Genomic DNA, 21,509 nt, shown 5'->3' with positions numbered 1-21,509 from the left:
CATGGAAACCCGAGCCCATCATGTATTGATCGGCCTGTTCACCGTGATTGTGGTGGCGGGCGCCCTGCTCTTCGGTCTGTGGCTGGCCAAATCCAGCGTCGACACCGAGTTCAAGGACTACGAAATTGTCTTCAACGAGGCGGTCAGCGGCCTGTCCAAGGGCAGCGCCGTACAGTACAGCGGGATCAAGGTCGGCGATGTGGTGACCCTGCGCCTCGACCCGAAAGACCCGCGCCGGGTGCTGGCGCGGATTCGTCTCGGCGGCGAGACGCCAATCAAGGAAGACACCCAGGCCAAACTGGCGCTGACCGGGATCACCGGCACCTCGATCATCCAGCTCAGTGGCGGCACACCGCAAAGTCCCAAGCTGCGGGGCAAGGACGGCGAGTTGCCGACGATTGTCGCGGCGCCCTCGCCTATCGCTCGCCTGCTGAACGACAGCAACGACTTGATGGCCGGCGTGAACACGCTGATGCACAACGCCAATCAGATGTTTTCCGCGGAAAACGTCGAGCGCATCAGCAACACCCTTGAGCATCTGGAGCAAACCACCGGGACCATCGCCGACCAGCGTGGCGATATCCGCCAGGCCATGCAGCAACTGGCCTCGATCGGCAAACAGGCCAGCGCCACCCTTGAGCAAACCACCGCGCTGATGCGCAACGCCAACGGCCTGCTCAACGATCAGGGCAAGCAGATGTTCGGCAATGCCGGGCAGGCGATGAAATCGCTGGAACAGAGCACCGCGACCATCAACAAATTGCTGACGACCAATCAGGATTCGCTCAACAGCGGCATGCAGGGCCTCAATGGCCTGGCTCCGGCGGTGCGTGAATTGCGCGACACCCTGACGTCGCTGCGGGCCATTTCCCAGCGACTGGAAGCCAACCCCAGCGGTTATCTGCTGGGCAGCGACAAGAACAAGGAATTCACGCCATGAAGCCGACTCACCTCGCCCTCCTCGCCAGTTTTGCGCTGGTCAGCTCATGCTCGATCCTGCCGAAGTCCGAGCCGTCCGATGTCTATCGCTTGCCCTCGGCCCAGACCGCCGCAGCGGCCAGTCACGGCGCGCCGCAACACTGGTCGCTACGCCTGACCAAGCCACAGGCCAGCGAGGCGCTGAACAGCCCGAAAATCGCCGTGATCCCGCAGGGCGACCTGATCAGCAGCTACAAAGCCTCGCGCTGGAGCGATCCGGCGCCGGTTTTACTGCGTAATCGGTTGCTGGACGGGTTTCAGCGCGATGGCCGGGTGTCGTTGTTGAGCACCGATGACAGCAACTTCCAGGCGGATCTGGAACTCGGTGGGAATCTGCAAGCATTCCAGACGGAGTACCAAGGCACCGCTGCAAGCGTCGTTGTACGGCTGGATGCGTTGCTGGTGCGTGGCTATGACCAGCGAATCCTCGCCAGCCACCGCTTCGAAGTGCGCCAGCCGTTGAGCGATGTGAAGGTGCCGTCGGTGGTGGCCGGGTTTGGCCAGGCCAGCGACCAGTTGACGGCGCAGGTGGTGGCTTGGGCGGTGGAGCAAGGTCAGCAATTGGTCCCACCCGTTAAACCTTGAAGGTCCAGCGGACTCTGTGGCGAGGGGGCTTGCCCCCGTTGGGTCGTGAAGCGGCCCCTACATTCTTTCGGCTCCACCGGGTCGTTTGGATTTACGACTGCTGCGCAGCCGAACGGGGGTAAACCCCCTCGCCACAAAAGCCCGCTCCCACAGGGGGGTTGTGGTTAACCGAAGAACCAGTAGCAAACAAAGATCGCGCCGACCACCCCGGCAAACTCTGCCAGCAACGCACAGCCCACCGCGTGCCGCGCCCGCTGAATCCCCACCGCACCGAAGTACACCGCCAACACATAGAACGTGGTTTCGGTACTGCCCTGAATGGTCGCCGCCACCAACGCCGGGAAGCTGTCCACCCCGGAGGTTTTCATGGTTTCGATCAGCATCGCCCGGGCGGCGCTGCCGGAGAACGGTTTGACCATCGCCGTCGGCAACGCATCGACGAAGCGCGTGTCCCAACCGGCCCACGCCACCAGATGCCGAATCCCGTCCAGACCGAAATCCAAGGCGCCGGACGCTCGCAGCACGCCCACCGCACAGAGCATCGCCACCAGATACGGCAGCAGGTTCTTGGCCACGTCGAAGCCTTCTTTGGCGCCTTCGACGAACGCTTCGTAGACCTTCACTTTGCGCAACGCGCCAATGATCAGAAACAGCATGATCAGGCCGAACAGCGTCAGGTTGCCGAGGATCGATGACAGGCCGGCCAGAGCGGTCGCCGAGAGCGTCGCCAGCAGCGCCATGAAGGCACCAAGGGCCAAGGCACCGGGAATCAGATAGGCGAGCACCACCGGGTCCCAGATGCGCAGGCGCTGCATGAACGCTACCGACAGGAAGCCGACGATGGTCGAGCAACTGGTGGCCAGCAAGATCGGCAGGAACACCAGCGTCGGGTCCGGCGCACCTTGCTGGGCGCGGTACATGAAGATCGTCACTGGCAGCAGGGTCAGGGACGAAGCGTTGAGCACCAGGAACAGGATCTGCGCGTTGCTGGCGATGGTGGTGCTGGGGTTGAGCTCTTGCAGCGCCTTCATGGCCTTCAGGCCGATTGGCGTGGCGGCGTTGTCCAGGCCCAGGGCGTTGGCGGCGAAATTGAGGGTGATCAGGCCGATGGCCGGGTGACCGGGCGGGACTTCCGGCATCAGACGCAGGAACAGCGGGCCGAGGGCCTTGGCCAGCCAGTCGACGATCCCGGCCTTTTCGGCGATCCGCAGAAAGCCCAGCCACAGGGTCAGCGTCCCGAACAACAGGACCATGACCTCCACCGACAGCTTGGCCATGGCGAAGATACTTTCCACCATCGCCGCGAAGATCCCGGCGTTGCCGCCGATCAGCCACTGCGCCAGCGCCGACACGGCTGCCACGATGAAGAAGCCAAGCCACAGGCCATTGAGCATCAGTTAAATCCCCCGAAGAATGCGGCGAATGATAGCGGGGTCGCCAGAAACGACAAACCCCGGATTTCTCCGGGGTTTGTTTAGTACGGCGTAGGCCTCGTTAAGCCCAATGTCATGGGCTGGCCCCGATCCACTGTGGGAGCGAGCTTGCTCGCGATGGCGGTATATCAGTCGACAACAATGATAGCTGTCAGTCCGTCATCGCGAGCAAGCTCGCTCCCACAGGGTTTTGCTTAGTTTTTGGAAGTCTCGCCAGCCGGCAGTTTTTCCTTGCTGCGCCAGTGCGGCAGGGAGTTCCAGTAGCGTTCGCCCTTGGCGTCGTCGTACATGCCTTCCCAGCGGGAGATAACCAGCACGGCCAGGGCGTTGCCGATCACGTTCAGTGCGGTACGCGCCATGTCCATGATGCGGTCGACACCGGCGATGAACGCCAGGCCTTCCAGTGGAATGCCAACGCTGCCCAGGGTGGCCAGCAGCACCACAAAGGACACGCCCGGTACACCGGCGATGCCTTTGGAGGTGACCATCAGGGTCAGCACCAGCAGCAATTGCTGGCTGATCGACAGGTCGATGCCGTAGAGCTGGGCAATGAAGATGGCCGCGATGCTCTGGTACAGGGTCGAACCGTCGAGGTTGAACGAGTAACCGGTCGGCACCACAAAGCTGCAAATGGCTTTCGGCGCGCCATAGGCTTCCATCTTCTCGATCACGCGCGGCAGCACAGTTTCGGAACTGGCGGTGGAGTAAGCCAGCACCAGCTCATCCTTGAAGATGCGCATCAGCCTGATCACCGAGAAGCCGAACAGGCGAGCAATCAGGCCCAGCACCACAAAGGCGAAGAAGGCAATGGCGAAGTAAACCAGCAACACCAGTTTGGCCAGCGGCAGCAAGGAGGCGAAACCGAAGTTGGCCACGGTCACCGCGATTAAAGCGAAAACACCAATAGGGGCGTAGTTCATGATCATGTGAGTGACCTTGAACATGCTCTCGGACACGCCCTGGAACATCTTCACCAGCGGCTCGCGCAGGTCCGATTGCAGGCTCGACAGACCAAGACCGAACAACACGGAGAAGAAGATGATCGGCAGCATCTCGCCGCGGGCCATGGCCGCGAAGATGTTTGACGGGATCAGGTTGAGGATGGTTTCGATGAACGCATGTTCATGCTGAACTTCGGCGGCAGTCGCCTGGTACTTGGAAATATCCACCGTACCCAGGGTGCTCATGTCGATGCCGGTGCCCGGATGGACCACGTTGGCCAATACCAGGCCGACCAGAATGGCGATGGTGGTGACGACTTCGAAGTAGAGGATGGTCTTCAGACCGATGCGCCCGAGTTTCTTCGCGTCGCCCACACCGGCAATACCCACCACCAGCGAAGAGATCACGATCGGAATCACGATCATCTTGATCAGACGGATAAAGATATCGCCTGCAGGTTGCAGGACGTTGCTGATCCACCAGGCTTTTTCGGCACTGAAATGGTTGAGCAGCGCACCGATTGCAATCCCCAATACCAGACCGATGAGGATCTGCCAGGCGAGGCTAAGCTTTGCCTTCTTCATATCATTACCCTTACTTCAGTTTGACTCGGGCAGATGCGCGAACTGGAACGCTCAATGGCGCAAAAGTCCTGTGCATCTGCCCCCGTATAAGGTGCCCCGAAGCGCGTAATTACAGCTCTTCGGCAGGCGAAAAAAGGCGCAACTATTCCGATGCAAGGAACCGACGTCTAATGCCGTAAACGCCTACCCTATGCCGAATCGGCATGAGCTTTTTCAAATGAAACTGGCGTCCCAAGCGGTTCGAATACGACATTTCGGCAGGCATAAGTGCCGTGAACCGGTCATTTCAGAGCAGGTTAGTTGTTTTTTGCGCAGGTGGATTACAGTCGAAACTTAGGAAAATGCCTACGTTTGACGGAGAAATCGCTTATGCCAAAAGTAGGAAGTTTCTCGATATACGGTCATAAGAAAAACCGCGAAACGATTTTGCGGGGAATATGCAGCAGAAGGGAATGAGCGAAGTGCTCTAGATCAACGTTTTGCACGTTGAAAGCTCTGCGCAAGTCCGTCGAGCCGCTCGGGGCCGGCGAACTTGCGTCGCAGCTTTTGCCTGACCCGGCCCTTGCGCAGACACTCCATGTGCCCGTAGGTCACTCCGACCCTGTAACAGTCAGAACGTCCCGACCCCTTGGTCATGCGCCTGCCTTCCTCGGGTGGCGCACTGGAAAGAAGCGATGCTGCTCCTTTCATATTACGAACTCAGTACCAGTTTGGATCTTTCTTGAGTTGTTCCATCAACAGGTCCTGCATGCCTTGGTTCGGCTTCCCGAGGAAGCGGTAGTCGGCATGTCGCGTGGGTGACTTGTCGGCGGGCAGTCCCGCAGGCACTTCGACCAGCATCGCGTAGGCGTCCTTCTTGTTGAAGCTGAACGCCACGATCAAGCGTTTGTTCAGGCACGTCTGCTGTGTTTCGCACAGTGGCCCGACCAGATACTTGCCGCCATTCTCTTCAACGGCATTCATTTGCTCGGAAGCACCGGACAGGTTCATCACCCATTCCGGCAGTCGTTCTTCCTTTTTCACGACTTTCGTCCAGGTATCACGGTACTGCGGGTCCGAGTTCAACAACTCGTTGGCCCGCGCCTGACCGTCATTGTTGGCGGCCATCGCTGTGGCACCACCGCCCAGAAGCAGGGCGGCTGCCAGTGTCTTCAACAAAACGCTCATGTTCAGCCTCGACCGCGACGGCCAAAGAAGAACGAAGCAACAAACATCACCAGGAACACGACAAAGAGAATCTTGGCGATACCCGTGGCGGTGCCCGCGATACCACCGAAGCCCAGCACTGCGGCGATGATGGCAATGATCAAGAATGTAATTGCCCAGCTCAACATGGTGATTCTCCTTCCGCTTCTGATAGAAATGATGCTTTTTAGAGGTGATGCAGGTGGTGCTTTTCCCGGCGTATCGATCACGCCAAGTTCGATTCTTTAGAACACCCAACGTTCCTGACGGGGCATCTCATCCACAGGCTGAGCCTGGTCGACGTCCATCATTCGCATCGGGGCGCTGTCAGCCGGGTTGCTGCTCACGGCGCTGAAGTGGGTTTGGGTGGCGTGTTGAATCGACACGCGTGGCGCCTCTGGTTGCTGGCTCTGCTCCCAGCGAACGAATTGCTGGCCGCCGATCAAGGTGATCAGAAGGGCGAGCACGGCAAACAAGCCCTGCTGGATGTGCAGCGGCGAGATGCGCAATTGGGCGGCACGTTGGCGATTCATCCTGAAACTCCTCCCACATTGGTGGTGATCTGGTTAAGGGCGTTCATTCCATAAATGCCCTGCGTTAACCAGACCATTGCAGCCTGCATGCCAGCTTTTCATAAGATAAATATTGTTTAAAAACAATGGCTTATGGTTGTGATGAAAATCGTTTCGCACGCATCCTGCACGATGGGCCCCTGAGGGTCGTGCGTAATGCACGATAGATTCGCAGGAACTTTCAAATTTTTTGAATTGAGAGGAGGGCATGGATGTCAGACGTTCACACGGGCAATCGCCGAAATGCCGGGTTTTTGATAAAAAGGTAACGAAATCAGTTCATTAGCGAGAGGGGGAGTAGATAACTGCCCCGTCATGGCTGGAATGGACCAGAATCAACCATGCAACTTGCCCGATTTGTCCGGGACTAACCAAAATCATTCATTAAGGAGCGTAGGAAAATGGAATCAGCCACTGAGCATCAAGGCCGCATTCTGCTGGTGGACGACGAGTCCGCCATCCTGCGTACCTTCCGCTACTGCCTTGAAGACGAAGGCTATACCGTCGCCACCGCCAACAGTGCCGCCCAGGCCGATGCGTTGTTGCAGCGTCAGGTGTTTGATCTGTGCTTCCTGGATCTGCGTCTGGGTGAGGACAACGGCCTCGATGTGCTGGCACAGATGCGCATTCAAGCACCGTGGATGCGGGTTGTGATTGTCACCGCCCATTCCGCGGTCGATACCGCAGTCGATGCGATCCAGGCCGGCGCGGCCGACTATCTGGTCAAACCTTGTAGCCCGGATCAATTGCGCCTGGCCACCGCCAAGCAACTGGAAGTGCGCCAACTCTCTGCGCGTCTGGAAGCCCTCGAAGGCGAAGTGCGCAAACCCAAGGATGGCCTCGACTCCCATAGCCCGGCGATGAAGGTGGTGCTCGAGACCGCCCGCCAAGTGGCCGGTACCGACGCCAATATCCTGATTCTCGGCGAGTCCGGGACCGGTAAAGGTGAGCTGGCCCGGGCGATCCACGGCTGGAGCAAGCGCGAGAAGAAATCCTGCGTGATCATCAACTGCCCGTCCTTGACCGGCGAATTGATGGAAAGCGAACTCTTCGGTCACAGCCGCGGTGCGTTTACTGGCGCCAGCGAAAGTACCTTGGGTCGTGTGAACCAGGCCGATGGCGGCACGCTGTTTCTCGACGAGATCGGTGATTTTCCACTGACGTTGCAACCCAAGTTGCTTAGATTTATCCAGGATAAAGAATACGAGCGGGTCGGCGACCCGGTGACCCGACGCGCCGATGTGCGAATCCTCGCGGCCACCAACCTGAACCTTGAGGACATGGTTCGCGACGGTCGTTTTCGTGAAGATTTGCTCTATCGCCTGAACGTCATCACCTTGCACCTGCCACCGCTGCGTGAACGTAGCGAAGACATCCTGACCCTGGCCGATCGCTTTCTGGCCCGTTTCGTCAAGGAATACGCCCGTCCGGCTCGGGGTTTCAGCGATGAAGCCCGGGAAGCGCTGCTCAACTATCGATGGCCGGGCAACATTCGCGAGCTGCGCAACGTGGTGGAGCGGGCGAGCATTATTTGTCCACAGGAGCGGGTCGAGATCAGCCACTTGGGCATGGCCGAGCAACCGGCCAATAACTCGCCACGGGTTGGCGCCGCGCTGAGTCTGGATGAATTGGAAAAAGCCCACATCGGCGCCGTACTGGCCACGGCCGGAACTCTGGACCAGGCGGCCAAAACGCTGGGCATCGATGCTTCGACCCTGTATCGCAAACGCAAGCAGTACAACCTGTGAGCAACATCCGATGAAACTCGCGATGAAGTTGCGGACCCGGCTCTTTCTAAGTATCTCCGCACTGATCACCGTGGCGTTGCTCGGGCTGCTGCTAGGGGTGGTCAGCGTGATGCAGATGGCCGGAACTCAAGAAGCGCTGGCCCGCAATAACTTCATCACTCTCGATTTGGGCCTTAAGTTGCGGCAGACGTTGGGCGACCAACTGATCATCATGCTCAGCGAGAACGCTGATCCAGCGGCATTCGAGGCCTCCAAGCAGCATTACTTTCAATTGCTCGATGAAGGCATCGCCCATGAGCAATCGGGCGATGGCGCCCAGTACGGTTTCAGTCAAGCCAAGACGGATTACCTGAGTTTTCTCCAGGCATACAGCGAGTCCCGCGACCCGACGCATGTGCTGAATGGCAATGAAGCGCTCACGGAAAAATTCAACGCGTTGCGCAATGGCTTGATCTCCGAACACAAGCGCGCACTGGACAATATCAATGACACCCAGCAAAAGGCCCGTGATCGAGCGCTGCTGATCGCCGGCCTGCTCGGTTTGGTCGGGCTGGCGGTATTAATCATAGGTTTCATCACGGCCCACGCGATCGCCCGACGTTTCGGCGGGCCAATTGAAGCCCTGGCCAAGGCCGCGGACAACATTGGCCAGGGCAATTTCGAAGTAACGCTGCCGCTATCCTCGGCGGCGGAAATGAATCAGCTGACGCGCCGCTTTGGGATCATGGCCGAGGCCTTGCGTGAGCACCAAGCGACGAATGTCGACGAGTTGCTGGCCGGCCAGCAACGTTTGCAGGCGGTACTCGACAGCATCGATGATGGTTTGCTGATGATCGACCGTCAGGGCCATCTGGAGCACCTTAACCCGGTGGCGCAGCGGCAATTGGGTTGGGACACCGAGCGTCTTGGCCAGGGGTTGGGTGCGGCGCTCGAACGTCCCGAACTGGATGAACAACTGCAATTGGTCTTGCGTGGCGGAACGCTGGAGCGGGCGCCGGAAGACCTGAGCGTCGAAGTCGATGGCGAGTCGCGGCTGTTGACCTACAGCCTGACCCCGGTCAGCCATACCCAGGGGCATATCCTTGGCGCGGTGATGGTGTTGCATGACGTCACCGAGCAGCGGGCGTTCGAACGGGTACGCAGTGAGTTCGTATTGCGTGCCTCCCACGAGTTGCGCACGCCGGTCACCGGCATGCACATGGCGTTCGGCCTGTTTCGCGAGCGGGCGAAATTTCCGCAGGATTCACGCGAAGCGGACTTACTCGACACCGTGAACGAAGAAATGCAGCGCTTGATGCAGTTGATCAACGACCTGCTGAACTTCTCCCGCTACCAGAATGGTTTGCAGAAGCTCACGCTGGGGCCGTGCTCCATCGAAGACTTGCTGGAGCAGGCGCAGGGCCGTTTTGCAGGGTCGGCCGCTGAGAGGGGCATCGACTTGCTGGTGGAAGTGCAGGGGCCATTGCCGCGTTTGCAGGCAGACCAGGCGCAGCTGGATCGAGTGCTCGATAACCTGATCGACAATGCCTTGCGCCATACCGCCCAGGACGGGCAGATCCGCTTGCAGGCCCGGCGCCACGGCGAGCGGGTGATCATCAGCGTCGAGGATAATGGCGAAGGCATAGCCTACGGCCAGCAAGGGCGGATCTTCGAGCCGTTCGTGCAGGTCGGTCGCAAAAAGGGCGGTGCCGGGCTGGGCCTGGCGTTGTGCAAGGAAATCGTGCAATTGCATGGCGGGCGGATGGGGGTTTATTCGCGGCCGGGGCAGGGCACGCAGTTCTATATGGCTCTAGCGGTATAAAAGCCGCTTTTACGCTTCGTCATCCAGCCGTCGGTTGCTCTGGCGGCGGCCACGGGTGATCAGCTCGATGAACTGCACGGCACTCAGCGCATGGGCGAACAGCCAGCCCTGACCGAACTTCACGCCTTCGCTGCTCAGGAACGCCGCTTGGGCTTCATGCTCGATGCCTTCGGCGATCACCTTGAGTTGCAGGGCCTGGGCCATGTGAATGATGTGCGGCGCGACACCGCTGCTGGCGGCGTCATGGCCCAGGGCATCGATAAAGGCCTTGTCGATTTTCAGGCAATCCACCGGCAAGGTTTGCAGATAGGCCAGGCTGCAATAGCCGGTGCCGAAGTCGTCGATCAACACCTGATGCCCGACATCACGCAAGGCTTGCAGGTTTTCCCGCGCTACCACCACATCAATCAACCCGCGCTCAGTCACTTCGAAGGCAATCTGCTTGGCTGCAACCCGGTGCAAGGTCAGCAGGCGCGCCATCACTTGGCCGATACGCGGCACCATGACATCGCAAGCTGCGAGGTTGACCGAGATATACAGCTGCGGATTGGCCCGTAGCAGTTGCCCCAACTGTTCAAGCAGGCGCTGCAAGACGAAGTCGGTCATCTGGCGGATCTGCCCGGTGTTTTCCGCCATGGGGATAAACAGATCGGGGCTGGTCAGCGTGCCGTCCGGTCGTCGCCAGCGCAGCAGCGCTTCAGCGCCGACGCAGTGGCGGCTGTCGAGATCGAAGATCGGTTGATACAACACCTGCAACTCGCCACGGCGTATCGCGCCATGCAGTTCGGCATCCAGCGATTGACGCTGGCGCGCCAGCAAAAATACCAGGAAACCGACGAAAGCACCGAGCGCCAGACTCGCTGGCACTAGCCACCACCAGACCGCAGGCACATGCATGCCGCTGCGTGGAGAGATCAGCACCAACTGGTACTCAGGATTGTTGGTGGGCATGCGGTAAATCAAACGGCTATGCGTCACTTGCAGCGCGTCGCTGCTCTTCGGTGGCCAGGGTTCCGTCGGTGGCCAGGCCTGCTCGACGCCCAGCACCGGAATCGCCCGGGTCCCATGATCGAGCACCACCAGCAGACTGCTGCCGGGCGAGAGGTCGACCATGTCGGTCAAATGCCCGCGAGAGGTCGCCACCCGGAAATTGCCACGACCCAGCATCAGCGCCGCGCGGTTTTCATCGGGTTCGGTGGTGGTATTGAGCCAATAATTGTAGGTGGGGCCTTTGATGTCCGGCGGTCGTACTACCGACAGCCCTTCTTGGCGGGGGCGGTTGGAGCAGATCCGGGTGGCGTCCATATAAGCGGCTTCGTAGACGAAGCGGTAGCTGAAGCTGATCTGCTGCAAGGTGGCGATCATTTCGTCGTCGCAGGTTCGCAACGGCTGGGCTTCCAGATCATCGAGGCTTTCACGCAGTTGTCCGAACAGCTGTTCCAAACGAGCGAGGAAGCGCTCGCCCTGGGCGTTCATTTCCTGGCTTTCGTCTTGCTCGACTTGATGCATCGCCATAAACAGACTGGCAGCCATCAGCAGTGTTGCACTCAGGACAGCAGCCATCATCGCCAAAAACCAAGGGCGATAGAACCAACTACGCAACCTCTCTCGCGCTGCAGGCATCATGGAATATCCGAAGTATTACCAATGAGTTATAGCTGCTGATTTGGATTTAGGGCTGACCGTCGGGCGGGCGTCATTATTTTGTCTGATTAAGCACCAAAAGCATGGCCGCGGTTTGCGCGTCCGGGATGCCGTCGAAACGCGAAGGGCGGAAATGCATCTGGAAGGCCGCCAGCACATGCCGGGTGGCCACATCCAGTTCGCCGGTCTGCGGCGTCGCGTAGCCCAGGCGCGCGAGCTCTTCCTGGAACCAGCCGATGCTCGGCAGTTCTGCCGCGAACTGTGCTTGGCGGCTCGCGACGGCTTGCTCGTTCGGCCAGATGCCCAGACCTTCAGCGGCCAGACGCTTCCAAGGGAACAGCGGCCCCGGATCAAGTTTACGCAGTGGGGCAATGTCGCTATGGCCGATGATGTGCCGGGGACTGATGCCGTTGCGTTTGCTGATGTCCTTGAGCAGTACGATCAAGGCCTGGACCTGAGCTTCGCTGTACGGATACCAGACGCGACCGGTCGGCGTGTCGCGGAAGCCCGGATTGACGATCTCGATGCCGATGGAGCTGGAGTTCAACCACGTCCGGCCTTGCCATTCACTTTCCCCGGCGTGCCAGGCGCGCAGGTTTTCATCGACCAGTTTGTAGACGGTCGCGCCCTTGTCATCACCGATCAAGTAGTGGCTGCTGACTTCGCCATGGGTCAATAATTGCAGCGAACGCTCCAGCGACGCGTTGGTGTAGTGCACCACCACAAACTGCACGCGGCTGTCGTGATTGGAGGAAGGGTGGCTGGTGTCGAAACGAGGACCGCTGGCACAACCGGCCAGTAATAGCAGCGACACAACGAGGGCAATATATTTCATGGCAGAAGGCAGTACGCGAAAGACGATAATGCAACAGTGTAACGTAATGCTTTGCTTGTCGACGGCAAAAGGGCTGCTTTAAACAAAATGAGACAACTGGGCTTTAGCCCAGCTCCACACGATTACGCCCGGCGTTTTTGGCCCGGTATAGCGCCTGATCGGCTCTTTTAAGCACCATGTCGCTATGCTCGCCGGGCTTGAACGCTGTGAGTCCCATCGAAATAGTGACGGTCACTCGCTCACCCTTGAAGTGAAAAGGGCAGGCTTCAATCGATGCGCGCAGGCTCTCCAGCAGTTTTGCCCCGACAGCCGGTACTGTGGCGGGCATCATCAAGACGAACTCTTCACCACCAAAGCGAGCAATAAAGTCCGACCCGCGCAGGCGTTTGCGCAGTACGCTCGCGATGATTTTCAGCACCTTGTCGCCGGCCAGGTGCCCATAGTTATCGTTGATGCGTTTGAAATGGTCGAGATCGAGCATGGCCAGCATTAACGTATTGCCATGCTGCTGCCACTCGCCTATCTCGTGTTCCAGTCGTTCGCTCCAGGCGGCGCGGTTGGGCAGGCCGGTCAGCGGGTCGATCAGGGCTTTTTGACGCTGCTCCTCAAGGTGCTCGCGGTAGCCGAGGGCTTCCTGCTCCATGTGTGCGACCCGTTCGGCCAGGCCTTGCAGACGGGCCGCAACTTCTTGTTCGCGCTCGTCTCGCTGCTTTTGATGCTGGTCCATGGTGCCCAGCAAACCTTCGAGATGGTTTTCCAGTACGTGTTTGAGGTCTTCCAGGTCGGCCGCGTCCTGCATGCTCGTTTGCAAACCGTCGACTTGTTCGCGGATCTGCGTGTCCATCTCCCGTGCGGCGGAGCGGTTATCGGCATGACCGGCGCTGGCGGCTTGCAGGTTGCTCTGAAATGACTCGAGGCGCTCGTTGAGCTGCTGCAAATACGCTTCGAATTCGTGCTGGCCGCTGTCGGTGATCGCCAGCATCAAGGTGGCCAGATCGTCGAGGATCGGCAGCAATTCGTACCAGTTCAGACCATTTTGCAGGCGACTGCGCATTGCCTCGGCTTGTGGGCGATGGCGTTCCGGCAGCGTCAAGTCGTCGAGCAGGCCCAGCAGTGTTTCTTCGATGTGCGTGGCGACGGAGCTGTAGGACGGCTCCGGTGAGTCGGGCAGGGCATAGAGGATATCTTCCTCGGGGTGCTCCGGATCAATCGCGGCCAGCGCCTGCGCCATGACTAAAGGTAAGGGCAGGCTGTCGAGGAATACCGGTGTTTCAGAAACAGCCGCCGGGGTCAGTTCATCTGGGTTGATCGCCGGTTGAGCGGGAGCCGCAGGCGCGATGATCGATGGAGTCGCTTCGTGGGGCTGTTCAGCGGCAGGCAGCGATGCCGGGGCTTGGGCTGGCGCGCGCTCTATTTGCGGCTCCAGAACCGGTGGGACAAATGTTACGACTTCCGGTGTCGGTGTCGGTAATTGCTGCGGCGCCGGTGACTCTGGCATAGCGGCTGCAATCGGCGCCGCCAAGGCTGTCGGCGGCGTCTCCTGCGGCATATGGATGGTTGGCGCGGGCTCAGCCGTTGGCTGCGTTGCTTCGGCCACAGGAGCAGGAGCTGGCGGCTCCGCAGATTGCTGGGTCGGCGCCTGAGCCTGCGTGGCGGCGGGGGCAGCAACCGTTGGCGCTGATTCTTCCACTTCCCGACTGCCGAACAACCGTTGCAGCAAACCTGGGCGACCAGGCTCGGCCGGGTTCTCCAGCTGGTTCAGGGCTTTGCCTTGCAAGCCGCTCAGTTCGCTGAGCAACAAAGGAATCTCTCGGGCCTGGCCGACGCGCCCGTCCAGTTGTTTGGCAAAGGTCTTGAGGGGACGGCTGACTTCCCGAGGCAATGGCAATGCCTGGAGCTGCGTGACCAGCGCGTTCAGTGCAGCACTGACCTGATCAGCCCGGGTTTCGCGGCGCTGCTCGGAGTCGAGCACGGCTTTTTCCAGTCGAGGCAGTAACGCTGCAAGGCCGGCATCCATGTCATCAGTGCGCACGACTTCGCGCATTTCCTTCATGCACAGGTCAACGGCGCGGTCGGTGCCCTCGGCCGCCAGAGTGCTGCGTACCAGCCCGCGTCGCAGCAAGTCGAGCCGGGCGTCCCAGCGACGTTCGAGCTTTTCCTGTTGTTCGATGCTTTTGAGGTACTTCTCTTTCCAGCGTTGTGCTTCGTCGCTCATTCATGGGATCCGCGAGGGGCAGGACTCAACGCGGGCAATGCATCGGCCGTGAGCGAACCCGGCAGACGAATCTCTACCGCGACCGGCAGGTGATCGGAAATCGGTTGTGCCAGCACTTCGACCCTTTCAAGGGTCAAGGTCGGGCTAAGCAGAATATGGTCCAGGCAGCGCTGCGGGCGCCAGCTGGGGAACGTCGCTTCCAGCTGCGGCGCCAGCAGGCCGAGGTCGCGCAGCGGAGAGTTTTGCAGCAAGTCACTGGCGTGGGTGTTCATGTCGCCCATCAGTACCTGGTGTTTGTAGCCGCCAATCAACTCGCGGATATAGGCCAGTTGCAGACTGCGTACACGGGCGCCGAGAGCCAGGTGCATCATCACGACGACCAATGCGTCCGGACCTTCGCCGAAACGCACCAGGATCGCCCCGCGGCCCTTTGGACCCGGTAGCGGATGGTCTTCAATCGCCCATGGGCGCAGGCGGCTGAGCACGCCATTGCTGTGCTGGCCGAAGCGACCGAGGTTGCGATTGAGTTGTTGATACCAGTAAGGGAAGGCGCCGAGCTGGGCCAGGTGTTCGACCTGATTGACGTAGCCTGATCGCAGGCTGCCGCCATCGGCTTCCTGCAAGGCGACCAGATCGAAGTCGCCGAGCAGATTGCCGATCTTTTGCAGATTGCCGGCACGCCCGGTGTGCGGCAACAGGTGTTGCCAGCCACGGGTCAGATAGTGCCGATAGCGCTCAGTACTGATGCCCACCTGGATATTGAAGCTGAGCAAGCGCAGACGGCTGTCTGCGGGCAGGCCCGTCGATTCCAGGTGATGCGTGTTGATCTGCGGTTCATGCAGGCCAACCACGCGTTCAGTACCCCAGCGGCGCATGGCAGGGGCCGCGCTTAGTTGGCAGCAGCCTTGTTAGCCGCTCGCTCTTGGGCGACCAGTTTGTCGGCCAGTTGCAGGGCTTGCTCGGCGCCGCCGGCGGAGCCCACGTCAAAGCGATACTTGCCGTTGACGATCATGGTTGGAACGCCGGAGATTTCATATTTCTTGGCCAGTTCACGGGCCTTGATGATTTGACCTTTGATGGCGAAAGAGTCAAATGTGGCCAGGAACTTGTCCTTGTCTACACCTTGGGTCGCCAGGAAGTCAGCCATGTCCTGTTTATCGATCAATTTCTTGTGTTCTTTCTGGATGGCTTCGAAAACCGCAGCATGGACCTTGCTCTCAACGCCCATGGCTTCCAGGGTCAGGAACATTTGACCGTGTGCATCCCAAGGGCCACCGAACATGGCTGGAATACGTACGAAGTTCACGTCGGAAGGCAGTTTCGCTACCCAAGGATTGATCACTGGTTCGAATGCATAGCAATGCGGGCAGCCATACCAGAACAGTTCCACCACTTCGATCTTGCCAGGCTCGGCGACCGGCACCGGGTTGGTCAATTCGACATAAGGTGCGGCGGGTGCTTCAGCGGCTTGTGCGGTCATGCCGAACAGGCTGGCAGCGACGAGTGCGGCGCTGATGATCAGATTACGCATGCTTTACTCCTGGACAAATTGGGTCGCCTCGCGCGACCTGTTTTCAGACAGATCATGGCGGGCTTGAGTTCTGTAGTGTAACGGCAGCGGCCACAAAAAAGGGCGGCCAAAGCCACCCTTTTTATGCTTGCATCGACGGATTAATCGAGCGTTAACGTTGCAGGAGATGTCCATCGCCCGCAACGCTCGATCCGCTGGCCTTAGTGCAGGCCTTGAATGTAGCTGGACACCGCTGCAATTTCTTCGTCGCTCATTTTTTTGGCGATGGTTTGCATGATTTTGGTATCGCCATCGTTGGTCCGGCCGCCTTCTTCTTTTCGGAAGTCGGTCAGTTGCTTGGCGACGTATTGAGCGTGCTGGCCACCCAGGTGCGGGAAGCCGGCGGCGGCATTACCTGCGCCATTCGGCGAGTGGCAACCGGTGCAGGCCGGCATGTTCTTGGTCAGGTCGCCACCACGGAACAGTGCTTCACCGCGAGCCACGACTTTAGGGTCGGCGGCGCCAACGCTGCCTTTCTGGCTGGAGAAGTAAGCGGCGAGATCGGCCAGGTCCTGATCGCTCAGGTTGGTCAGCAGGCCGGTCATTTCCAGTACCGTACGTTTACCGGACTTGATGTCGTGCAACTGCTTGTTCAGATAACGCTCGCCCTGGCCTGCCAGTTTCGGAAAGTTAGGCGCCATGCTGTTGCCATCCGGGCCATGACAGGCGCCACATACTGCGGCTTTCGCCTGACCAGCAGTTGCATCACCTGCAGCATGGGCAATGCCGGAGATCCCCACGGTCAACAGCAGACTCACGATCAATTTGTTCATCAGCTAATCCAACTACGGCTAAGGGTTAAAGAGTTATGGGCCGGGCTTACTCGCTCATCCAGCGGATGATGGCTTGGTAATCCTCGGCACTGCAGTCCATGCACAAACCACGCGGCGGCATCGCCTTGAAACCCTGGGTCACGTGTTGCACCAGCGTCTCCATACCTTTCGCCAACCTCGGCGTCCAAGCTTCCTGATCGCCCTTTTGAGGCGCCATGGGTAGTTGGCCGGAATGACAGGCACCACAAACACGGTTGTACACAGCTTCCGGATCCTGTGTAGCCTGCGCGCTGTAAAGCGGCATCAAGACCCCGGCAGCTAGCAGCCATTTCGTCATAAAACGACCTTTTCAGGGTTGAGAGCGTTCTGCGTTCTAGTGCGCAATCAAGGTCTATCGCTCTCGTGAACTTCATCCTACGCTGGGACAAAGCGCACACAAAATCTGCGGCATTATATACTGGCGTCACTGAAACGGAAACGACACCGCTTGCCGCGTCCATTCCCGGCGCCGCCCACATCGGAAATCCCATGCAACTCAAGAACCCCATCCTCGGCCTGTGCCAACAGTCCACCTTCATGCTCAGCGCTGCCAAAGTCGACCAATGTCCGGACGACGAGGGCTTTGAAGTAGCCTTTGCCGGGCGTTCCAACGCTGGTAAATCCAGCGCGCTGAACACCCTGACTCACGCCAGCCTGGCGCGGACCTCGAAAACTCCGGGTCGCACGCAGTTGTTGAACTTCTTCAAGCTAGACGATGATCGTCGTCTGGTCGACCTTCCAGGCTACGGTTATGCAAAAGTACCCATCCCGCTGAAGCTGCACTGGCAGCGTCACCTGGAAGCTTATCTGGGCGGTCGCGAGAGTTTGAAAGGTCTGATCCTGATGATGGACATCCGTCATCCAATGACCGACTTCGACTTGCTGATGCTCGACTGGGCAGTCGCCAGCGGCATGCCGATGCACATTTTGCTGACCAAGGCCGACAAGTTGACCTACGGCGCAGCGAAAAACGTCCTGCTCAAAGTACAGGCCGATATCCGTAAGGGTTGGGGCGATACGATCAGCATCCAGTTGTTTTCGGCACCAAAACGCTTGGGCCTGGAAGACGCCTACACTGTATTGGCAGGCTGGATGGAATTGGCAGACAAAGGCGCCGAGATTGCCGAGTAAGGCTTTCTTACAGGCAAAAAAAACCCCGGACTTCGTATGGGGAGGGGGAAGTTCCGGGGTTCAAGTTCCGGACCGCTAGGGCGGGGTCCAGATATCTGCCAACACTTAACACAACATAGGAGCATCGAAGGGCTTCACCAGCCATTCAGTTACTCTGAGTTGCGGTTCACGGAATTAGTTCAGAATTTTTTAAAATGCCTTTGGAATAACCCGAGGCATTTTTCGAACTAATAGCCCTTCGCCAGATTCTGCCGCGGTACCAGGCCGCAGCAGAAGCGCCCCTTTTGAGGCGGCTCAGTGAGCCTCATCCCAGTTATTGCCTACGCCAACCTCTACCAGAAGCGGTACGTCCAGCTTCACGGCGTTGCTCATGTGGGCGCGAATCTCTTCGCGCACCTGATCAACTAGGTCCTCACGCACTTCAAGCACCAATTCATCGTGTACCTGCAGGATCACTTTGGCGTCCAGGCCTGACGACGTCAGCCAGTTATCCACTGCCACCATGGCTTTCTTGATGATGTCTGCCGCGGTGCCTTGCATCGGGGCATTGATCGCCGTGCGCTCGGCGCCTTTGCGCAGGGCCGGGTTTTTCGCGTTGATATCCGGCAGGTACAGGCGACGGCCGAAAATGGTTTCGACGAAACCCTGCTCGGCAGCCTGGGTGCGGGTGCGTTCCATGTACTCGAGAACGCCAGGATAGCGGGCGAAATAGCGATCGATGTACGCCTGGGACTGTTTGCGATCAACGCCGATCTGCTTGGCCAGGCCAAACGCGCTCATGCCGTAGATCAGACCGAAGTTGATCGCCTTGGCGCTGCGCCGCTGATCGGTGGTGACGGCCGTCAGTTCGACCCCGAAGACTTCGGCGGCGGTGGCTTTGTGCACGTCCAGGTCGTTGCGGAAAGCGTGCAGCAAGCCTTCGTCCTTGGCCAGGTGAGCCATGATCCGCAGTTCGATCTGCGAGTAGTCCGCAGCCAGCAGTTTGTAGCCTTTTGGCGCGACGAACGCCTGACGAATCCGCCGACCTTCGGCAGTGCGGATCGGGATGTTCTGCAGGTTTGGATCACTGGACGACAAGCGCCCGGTCGCGGCGACGGCTTGATGATAAGACGTATGAATCCGCCCGGTGCGTGGGTTGATCTGCTCCGGCAAGCGGTCGGTGTAGGTGCTTTTCAGCTTGCTCATCGAGCGGTACTGCATCAGCACCTTGGGCAGTTGGAAATCCTGATCGGCCAGCTCCGCCAATACGGCTTCGGCGGTGGACGCCTGGCCTTTTGCGGTTTTGCTGAGGATCGGCAGGCCGAGTTTTTCGTACAGGATGGCGCCCAATTGCTTCGGCGAACCCAGGTTGAATTCTTCGCCGGCGAGGACAAACGCCTCACGCTCCAGCTCGACCATTTTCTTGCCCAGCTCAACGCTCTGAATACCCAGCAGTTCGGCATCGACCAGCGCGCCCTGACGCTCAATCCGCGCCAGTACCGGTACCAGTGGCATTTCGATTTCGCTCAAGACCTTGCTCAGGCTTGGGATCGCGTTGAGCTTTGCCTGCAAGGTTTGATGCAGGCGCAGCGTCACGTCGGCATCTTCGGCGGCGTAAGGCCCAGCCAGTTCCAGGGCGATCTGGTCAAACGTCAGTTGCTTGGCACCTTTGCCGGCAATGTCGGTAAAACCGGTGGTGGTGTGATTCAGGTACTTGAGCGCCAGGCTGTCCATGTCGTGGCGGGTCGCGGTGGAGTCCAGCACGTAGGACTCGAGCATGGTGTCGAAGGCAATGCCTTGCACGGTGATGCCGCAGCTCTGATCACCACCGATGGCGCAGTTGGCCAGGATGTTCATGTCGAACTTGGCGTGCTGGCCGACCTTGAGCTTGCTCGGGTCTTCGAGGATCGGTTTCAGTGCCCGCAGTACGGTGTCGCGATCCAGTTGCTCCGGCACGCCCATGTAGGAATGGGTCAACGGGATGTAGGCTGCTTCGTTGGCTTGTACTGCAAACGACAGGCCCACCAGTTGCGCCTGCTGTGCATCGACACCCGTGGTTTCGGTGTCGAAGGCCATCAATTTGGCGTCGTTCAACTTCTTCAGCCAGAGGTCGAAATCTGCCTGCGTGAGGATCGTCGTGTAGTTGAGTTCGGCTTCGACGACGGCTTCTTCAGCCACTGGCGCGACAACTGCCTGGCCGGAACGCTTGGCGTCGCGCTGGTTATCGTCGAACCAGCTCCTGAACTCGAGCAGGGTGTAGAGCTCGGCGAGTTTGTCGTGATCGGGCTGGCCCATTTGCAGATCGTCGAGGCCGATGTCCAGTGGCACGTCGATCTTGATGGTCGCCAGCTTATAGGAGAGGAATGCCATCTCCTTGTGCTCTTCAAGCTTGGCCGGCAGGGTCTTGGCGCCGCGAATCGGCAGGGTCGGGACAATGTCGAGCTGCGCGTAGAGCTCGGTCAGGCCACCATTTACACCCACCAGCAGGCCGGAGGCAGTCTTCGGGCCAATGCCCGGAACGCCCGGAATGTTGTCGGACGAATCGCCCATCAACGCCAGATAATCGATGATCTGCTCGGGAGCGACGCCGAATTTCTCCTTCACGCCCTCCACGTCCATGCTGCTACCGGTCATGGTATTGACCAAGGTAATGTGCCCGTCGACCAGTTGCGCCATGTCTTTGTCGCCGGTGGAGATCACCACCGGGCGGTCGGCGGCCGCGCTGCTGCGGGCCAGGGTGCCGATCACGTCATCGGCCTCGACGCCTTCGACACACAGCAACGGGAAGCCCAGGGCGATCACGCTTTGGTGCAGCGGCTCGATCTGGACGCGCATGTCGTCGGGCATGCTTGGGCGATTTGCCTTGTATTCGGCGTACATGTCATCGCGAAACGTCCCACCCTTGGCGTCGAACACCACGGCGAACGGGCTGTCCGGGTACTGCTTGCGCAGACTCTTGAGCATGTTCAACACACCCTTGACCGCGCCGGTAGGCAGGCCTTTGGAAGTGGTCAGCGGTGGCAAGGCGTGAAACGCGCGGTACAGGTAAGAAGAACCGTCCACCAGGACGAGGGGGGCTTGGCTCATGAGCAGGATCAACCTTTTCGGCGGGTCCGGCGCTAGAATAGCGGGACCGTTGACGACAAAGGGACAAGGTTATCATGCGCACACTAAATCGCCTGTTGCTGGCTGGGTTGTTTGCAACCGTTCCGTTAGCCGTCATGGCGGCGGACGATGTGTCAAAGGCTGAGCCGGAAGTCACGATCCACACGGAAGGGGACAAGGTCATTCAGGAATACCGCCAAAACGGCTTCTTGTATGCGATTAAGGTCACGCCGAAGGGTGCACCGCCATATTTTCTGGTGCGCGCAGACGGGACCGATGCAAACTTCATCCGCTCGGACCAGCCGGATATGTTGATTCCGTCGTGGAAAATCTTTGAGTGGAAGTAGTTTCTTAACTTTAATCGGCGCCGCTCGATCGCGGCGCCCGAAC

At 59.2% G+C, this 21,509-nt stretch carries 19 protein-coding genes; 6 read left to right on the top strand and 13 right to left on the bottom strand.

Annotation, left to right across the window (positions count from 1 at the left end; all coding sequences use genetic code 11):
* Position 1: 1 nt before the first annotated feature.
* Both AC1MEW_RS02980 and AC1MEW_RS02975 read left to right on the top strand, forming a co-directional pair.
* The gene (locus AC1MEW_RS02980; RefSeq protein WP_201199299.1) at positions 2-940 is read left to right on the top strand and encodes an MlaD family protein; all 939 of its coding nucleotides are present in this window, start codon (positions 2-4) and stop codon (positions 938-940) included.
* On the top strand, positions 937-1,563 hold the full coding sequence (locus AC1MEW_RS02975; protein WP_480425371.1) for an ABC-type transport auxiliary lipoprotein family protein: 627 nt from the start codon (positions 937-939) through the stop codon (positions 1,561-1,563). The genes AC1MEW_RS02980 and AC1MEW_RS02975 overlap by 4 nt, the downstream gene beginning before the upstream one ends.
* Positions 1,564-1,727: 164 nt before the next feature.
* Here the strand turns inward: AC1MEW_RS02975 and AC1MEW_RS02970 are convergent, their stop codons facing one another.
* The 5 genes from AC1MEW_RS02970 to AC1MEW_RS02950 all read right to left on the bottom strand — a co-directional run bounded on the left by AC1MEW_RS02970 (position 1,728) and on the right by AC1MEW_RS02950 (position 6,240).
* Positions 1,728-2,957 carry a nucleoside recognition domain-containing protein gene (locus AC1MEW_RS02970; protein ID WP_201199303.1) on the bottom strand — a complete coding sequence of 410 codons (1,230 nt, stop codon included), beginning with the start codon at positions 2,955-2,957 and terminating at the stop codon, positions 1,728-1,730.
* Positions 2,958-3,190: 233 nt separating this feature from the next.
* Entirely contained in the window at positions 3,191-4,522 is a 1,332-nt protein-coding gene (gene gltP / locus AC1MEW_RS02965; protein ID WP_201199305.1) for a glutamate/aspartate:proton symporter GltP, read from the bottom strand.
* A 699-nt stretch (positions 4,523-5,221) separates the two neighbouring features.
* Entirely contained in the window at positions 5,222-5,689 is a 468-nt protein-coding gene (locus tag AC1MEW_RS02960; RefSeq protein ID WP_480425370.1) for an inhibitor of vertebrate lysozyme family protein, read from the bottom strand.
* Positions 5,690-5,691: 2 nt separating this feature from the next.
* Positions 5,692-5,856: a DUF1328 domain-containing protein gene (locus AC1MEW_RS02955; protein ID WP_008002172.1), complete on the bottom strand. Its 165-nt coding sequence runs from the start codon at positions 5,854-5,856 to the stop codon at positions 5,692-5,694.
* A gap of 96 nt (positions 5,857-5,952) precedes the next feature.
* Positions 5,953-6,240, bottom strand: coding sequence for a hypothetical protein (locus tag AC1MEW_RS02950; RefSeq protein ID WP_201256276.1), 288 nt, complete (start codon positions 6,238-6,240; stop codon positions 5,953-5,955).
* A gap of 440 nt (positions 6,241-6,680) precedes the next feature.
* Here AC1MEW_RS02950 and algB point away from each other — a divergent pair, with 440 nt between their 5' ends.
* A complete protein-coding gene (algB, locus tag AC1MEW_RS02945) occupies positions 6,681-8,027 on the top strand; it encodes a sigma-54-dependent response regulator transcription factor AlgB (protein WP_201199311.1) in 1,347 nt (448 codons plus the stop codon).
* A 10-nt stretch (positions 8,028-8,037) separates the two neighbouring features.
* Positions 8,038-9,828: an ATP-binding protein gene (locus AC1MEW_RS02940; protein WP_201199320.1), complete on the top strand. Its 1,791-nt coding sequence runs from the start codon at positions 8,038-8,040 to the stop codon at positions 9,826-9,828.
* A 9-nt stretch (positions 9,829-9,837) separates the two neighbouring features.
* Here the strand turns inward: AC1MEW_RS02940 and AC1MEW_RS02935 are convergent, their stop codons facing one another.
* The 7 genes from AC1MEW_RS02935 to AC1MEW_RS02905 form a co-directional block, all read right to left on the bottom strand.
* Entirely contained in the window at positions 9,838-11,451 is a 1,614-nt protein-coding gene (locus AC1MEW_RS02935) for an EAL domain-containing protein (protein ID WP_201199322.1), read from the bottom strand.
* A gap of 76 nt (positions 11,452-11,527) precedes the next feature.
* Positions 11,528-12,307 carry an N-acetylmuramoyl-L-alanine amidase gene (locus tag AC1MEW_RS02930; protein WP_480425367.1) on the bottom strand — a complete coding sequence of 260 codons (780 nt, stop codon included), beginning with the start codon at positions 12,305-12,307 and terminating at the stop codon, positions 11,528-11,530.
* A gap of 103 nt (positions 12,308-12,410) precedes the next feature.
* Positions 12,411-14,522, bottom strand: coding sequence for a GGDEF domain-containing protein (locus AC1MEW_RS02925; RefSeq protein WP_480425365.1), 2,112 nt, complete (start codon positions 14,520-14,522; stop codon positions 12,411-12,413).
* Positions 14,519-15,397 carry an endonuclease/exonuclease/phosphatase family protein gene (locus AC1MEW_RS02920; RefSeq protein WP_201199334.1) on the bottom strand — a complete coding sequence of 293 codons (879 nt, stop codon included), beginning with the start codon at positions 15,395-15,397 and terminating at the stop codon, positions 14,519-14,521. The genes AC1MEW_RS02925 and AC1MEW_RS02920 overlap by 4 nt, the downstream gene beginning before the upstream one ends.
* A 14-nt stretch (positions 15,398-15,411) precedes the next feature.
* On the bottom strand, positions 15,412-16,053 hold the full coding sequence (locus AC1MEW_RS02915) for a thiol:disulfide interchange protein DsbA/DsbL (protein ID WP_480425364.1): 642 nt from the start codon (positions 16,051-16,053) through the stop codon (positions 15,412-15,414).
* A 200-nt stretch (positions 16,054-16,253) separates the two neighbouring features.
* Complete coding sequence (locus AC1MEW_RS02910; protein ID WP_322270089.1) at positions 16,254-16,865, bottom strand: c-type cytochrome; 612 nt, start codon at positions 16,863-16,865, stop codon at positions 16,254-16,256.
* A gap of 46 nt (positions 16,866-16,911) precedes the next feature.
* Positions 16,912-17,202, bottom strand: coding sequence for a c-type cytochrome (locus AC1MEW_RS02905; RefSeq protein WP_201199338.1), 291 nt, complete (start codon positions 17,200-17,202; stop codon positions 16,912-16,914).
* Positions 17,203-17,393: 191 nt separating this feature from the next.
* Here AC1MEW_RS02905 and yihA point away from each other — a divergent pair, with 191 nt between their 5' ends.
* Positions 17,394-18,035 (top strand): ribosome biogenesis GTP-binding protein YihA/YsxC, encoded by a 642-nt coding sequence (yihA, locus tag AC1MEW_RS02900; RefSeq protein ID WP_201199339.1) that lies wholly within the window; start codon positions 17,394-17,396, stop codon positions 18,033-18,035.
* A gap of 294 nt (positions 18,036-18,329) precedes the next feature.
* Here yihA and polA read toward each other — a convergent pair whose 3' ends face one another.
* Complete coding sequence (polA, locus tag AC1MEW_RS02895) at positions 18,330-21,101, bottom strand: DNA polymerase I (protein WP_201199340.1); 2,772 nt, start codon at positions 21,099-21,101, stop codon at positions 18,330-18,332.
* 74 nt (positions 21,102-21,175) lie between these two features.
* Here polA and AC1MEW_RS02890 point away from each other — a divergent pair, with 74 nt between their 5' ends.
* Positions 21,176-21,466 carry a DUF2782 domain-containing protein gene (locus tag AC1MEW_RS02890; protein WP_201199341.1) on the top strand — a complete coding sequence of 97 codons (291 nt, stop codon included), beginning with the start codon at positions 21,176-21,178 and terminating at the stop codon, positions 21,464-21,466.
* Positions 21,467-21,509 lie beyond the last annotated feature (43 nt).

Source organism: Pseudomonas sp. ASL4 (assembly GCF_056680395.1).
This window is presented reverse-complemented; position numbering and strand designations above follow the sequence as displayed.

What these genes read in the sequence shown, in the direction of transcription:
- AC1MEW_RS02890 (WP_201199341.1), top strand. Translation starts at nt 21,176, where the DNA reads ATGCGCACACTAAATCGCCTGTTGCTGGCTGGGTTGTTTGCAACCGTT.
- AC1MEW_RS02915 (WP_480425364.1), bottom strand. Translation starts at nt 16,053, where the DNA reads ATGCGTAATCTGATCATCAGCGCCGCACTCGTCGCTGCCAGCCTGTTC.
- AC1MEW_RS02930 (WP_480425367.1), bottom strand. Translation starts at nt 12,307, where the DNA reads ATGAAATATATTGCCCTCGTTGTGTCGCTGCTATTACTGGCCGGTTGT.
- AC1MEW_RS02950 (WP_201256276.1), bottom strand. Translation starts at nt 6,240, where the DNA reads ATGAATCGCCAACGTGCCGCCCAATTGCGCATCTCGCCGCTGCACATC.
- AC1MEW_RS02910 (WP_322270089.1), bottom strand. Translation starts at nt 16,865, where the DNA reads ATGAACAAATTGATCGTGAGTCTGCTGTTGACCGTGGGGATCTCCGGC.
- algB (WP_201199311.1), top strand. Translation starts at nt 6,681, where the DNA reads ATGGAATCAGCCACTGAGCATCAAGGCCGCATTCTGCTGGTGGACGAC.
- yihA (WP_201199339.1), top strand. Translation starts at nt 17,394, where the DNA reads ATGCAACTCAAGAACCCCATCCTCGGCCTGTGCCAACAGTCCACCTTC.
- polA (WP_201199340.1), bottom strand. Translation starts at nt 21,101, where the DNA reads ATGAGCCAAGCCCCCCTCGTCCTGGTGGACGGTTCTTCTTACCTGTAC.
- AC1MEW_RS02925 (WP_480425365.1), bottom strand. Translation starts at nt 14,522, where the DNA reads ATGAGCGACGAAGCACAACGCTGGAAAGAGAAGTACCTCAAAAGCATC.
- AC1MEW_RS02935 (WP_201199322.1), bottom strand. Translation starts at nt 11,451, where the DNA reads ATGCCTGCAGCGCGAGAGAGGTTGCGTAGTTGGTTCTATCGCCCTTGG.
- AC1MEW_RS02955 (WP_008002172.1), bottom strand. Translation starts at nt 5,856, where the DNA reads ATGTTGAGCTGGGCAATTACATTCTTGATCATTGCCATCATCGCCGCA.
- AC1MEW_RS02975 (WP_480425371.1), top strand. Translation starts at nt 937, where the DNA reads ATGAAGCCGACTCACCTCGCCCTCCTCGCCAGTTTTGCGCTGGTCAGC.
- AC1MEW_RS02960 (WP_480425370.1), bottom strand. Translation starts at nt 5,689, where the DNA reads ATGAGCGTTTTGTTGAAGACACTGGCAGCCGCCCTGCTTCTGGGCGGT.
- AC1MEW_RS02940 (WP_201199320.1), top strand. Translation starts at nt 8,038, where the DNA reads ATGAAACTCGCGATGAAGTTGCGGACCCGGCTCTTTCTAAGTATCTCC.
- gltP (WP_201199305.1), bottom strand. Translation starts at nt 4,522, where the DNA reads ATGAAGAAGGCAAAGCTTAGCCTCGCCTGGCAGATCCTCATCGGTCTG.
- AC1MEW_RS02970 (WP_201199303.1), bottom strand. Translation starts at nt 2,957, where the DNA reads ATGCTCAATGGCCTGTGGCTTGGCTTCTTCATCGTGGCAGCCGTGTCG.
- AC1MEW_RS02905 (WP_201199338.1), bottom strand. Translation starts at nt 17,202, where the DNA reads ATGACGAAATGGCTGCTAGCTGCCGGGGTCTTGATGCCGCTTTACAGC.
- AC1MEW_RS02920 (WP_201199334.1), bottom strand. Translation starts at nt 15,397, where the DNA reads ATGCGCCGCTGGGGTACTGAACGCGTGGTTGGCCTGCATGAACCGCAG.
- AC1MEW_RS02980 (WP_201199299.1), top strand. Translation starts at nt 2, where the DNA reads ATGGAAACCCGAGCCCATCATGTATTGATCGGCCTGTTCACCGTGATT.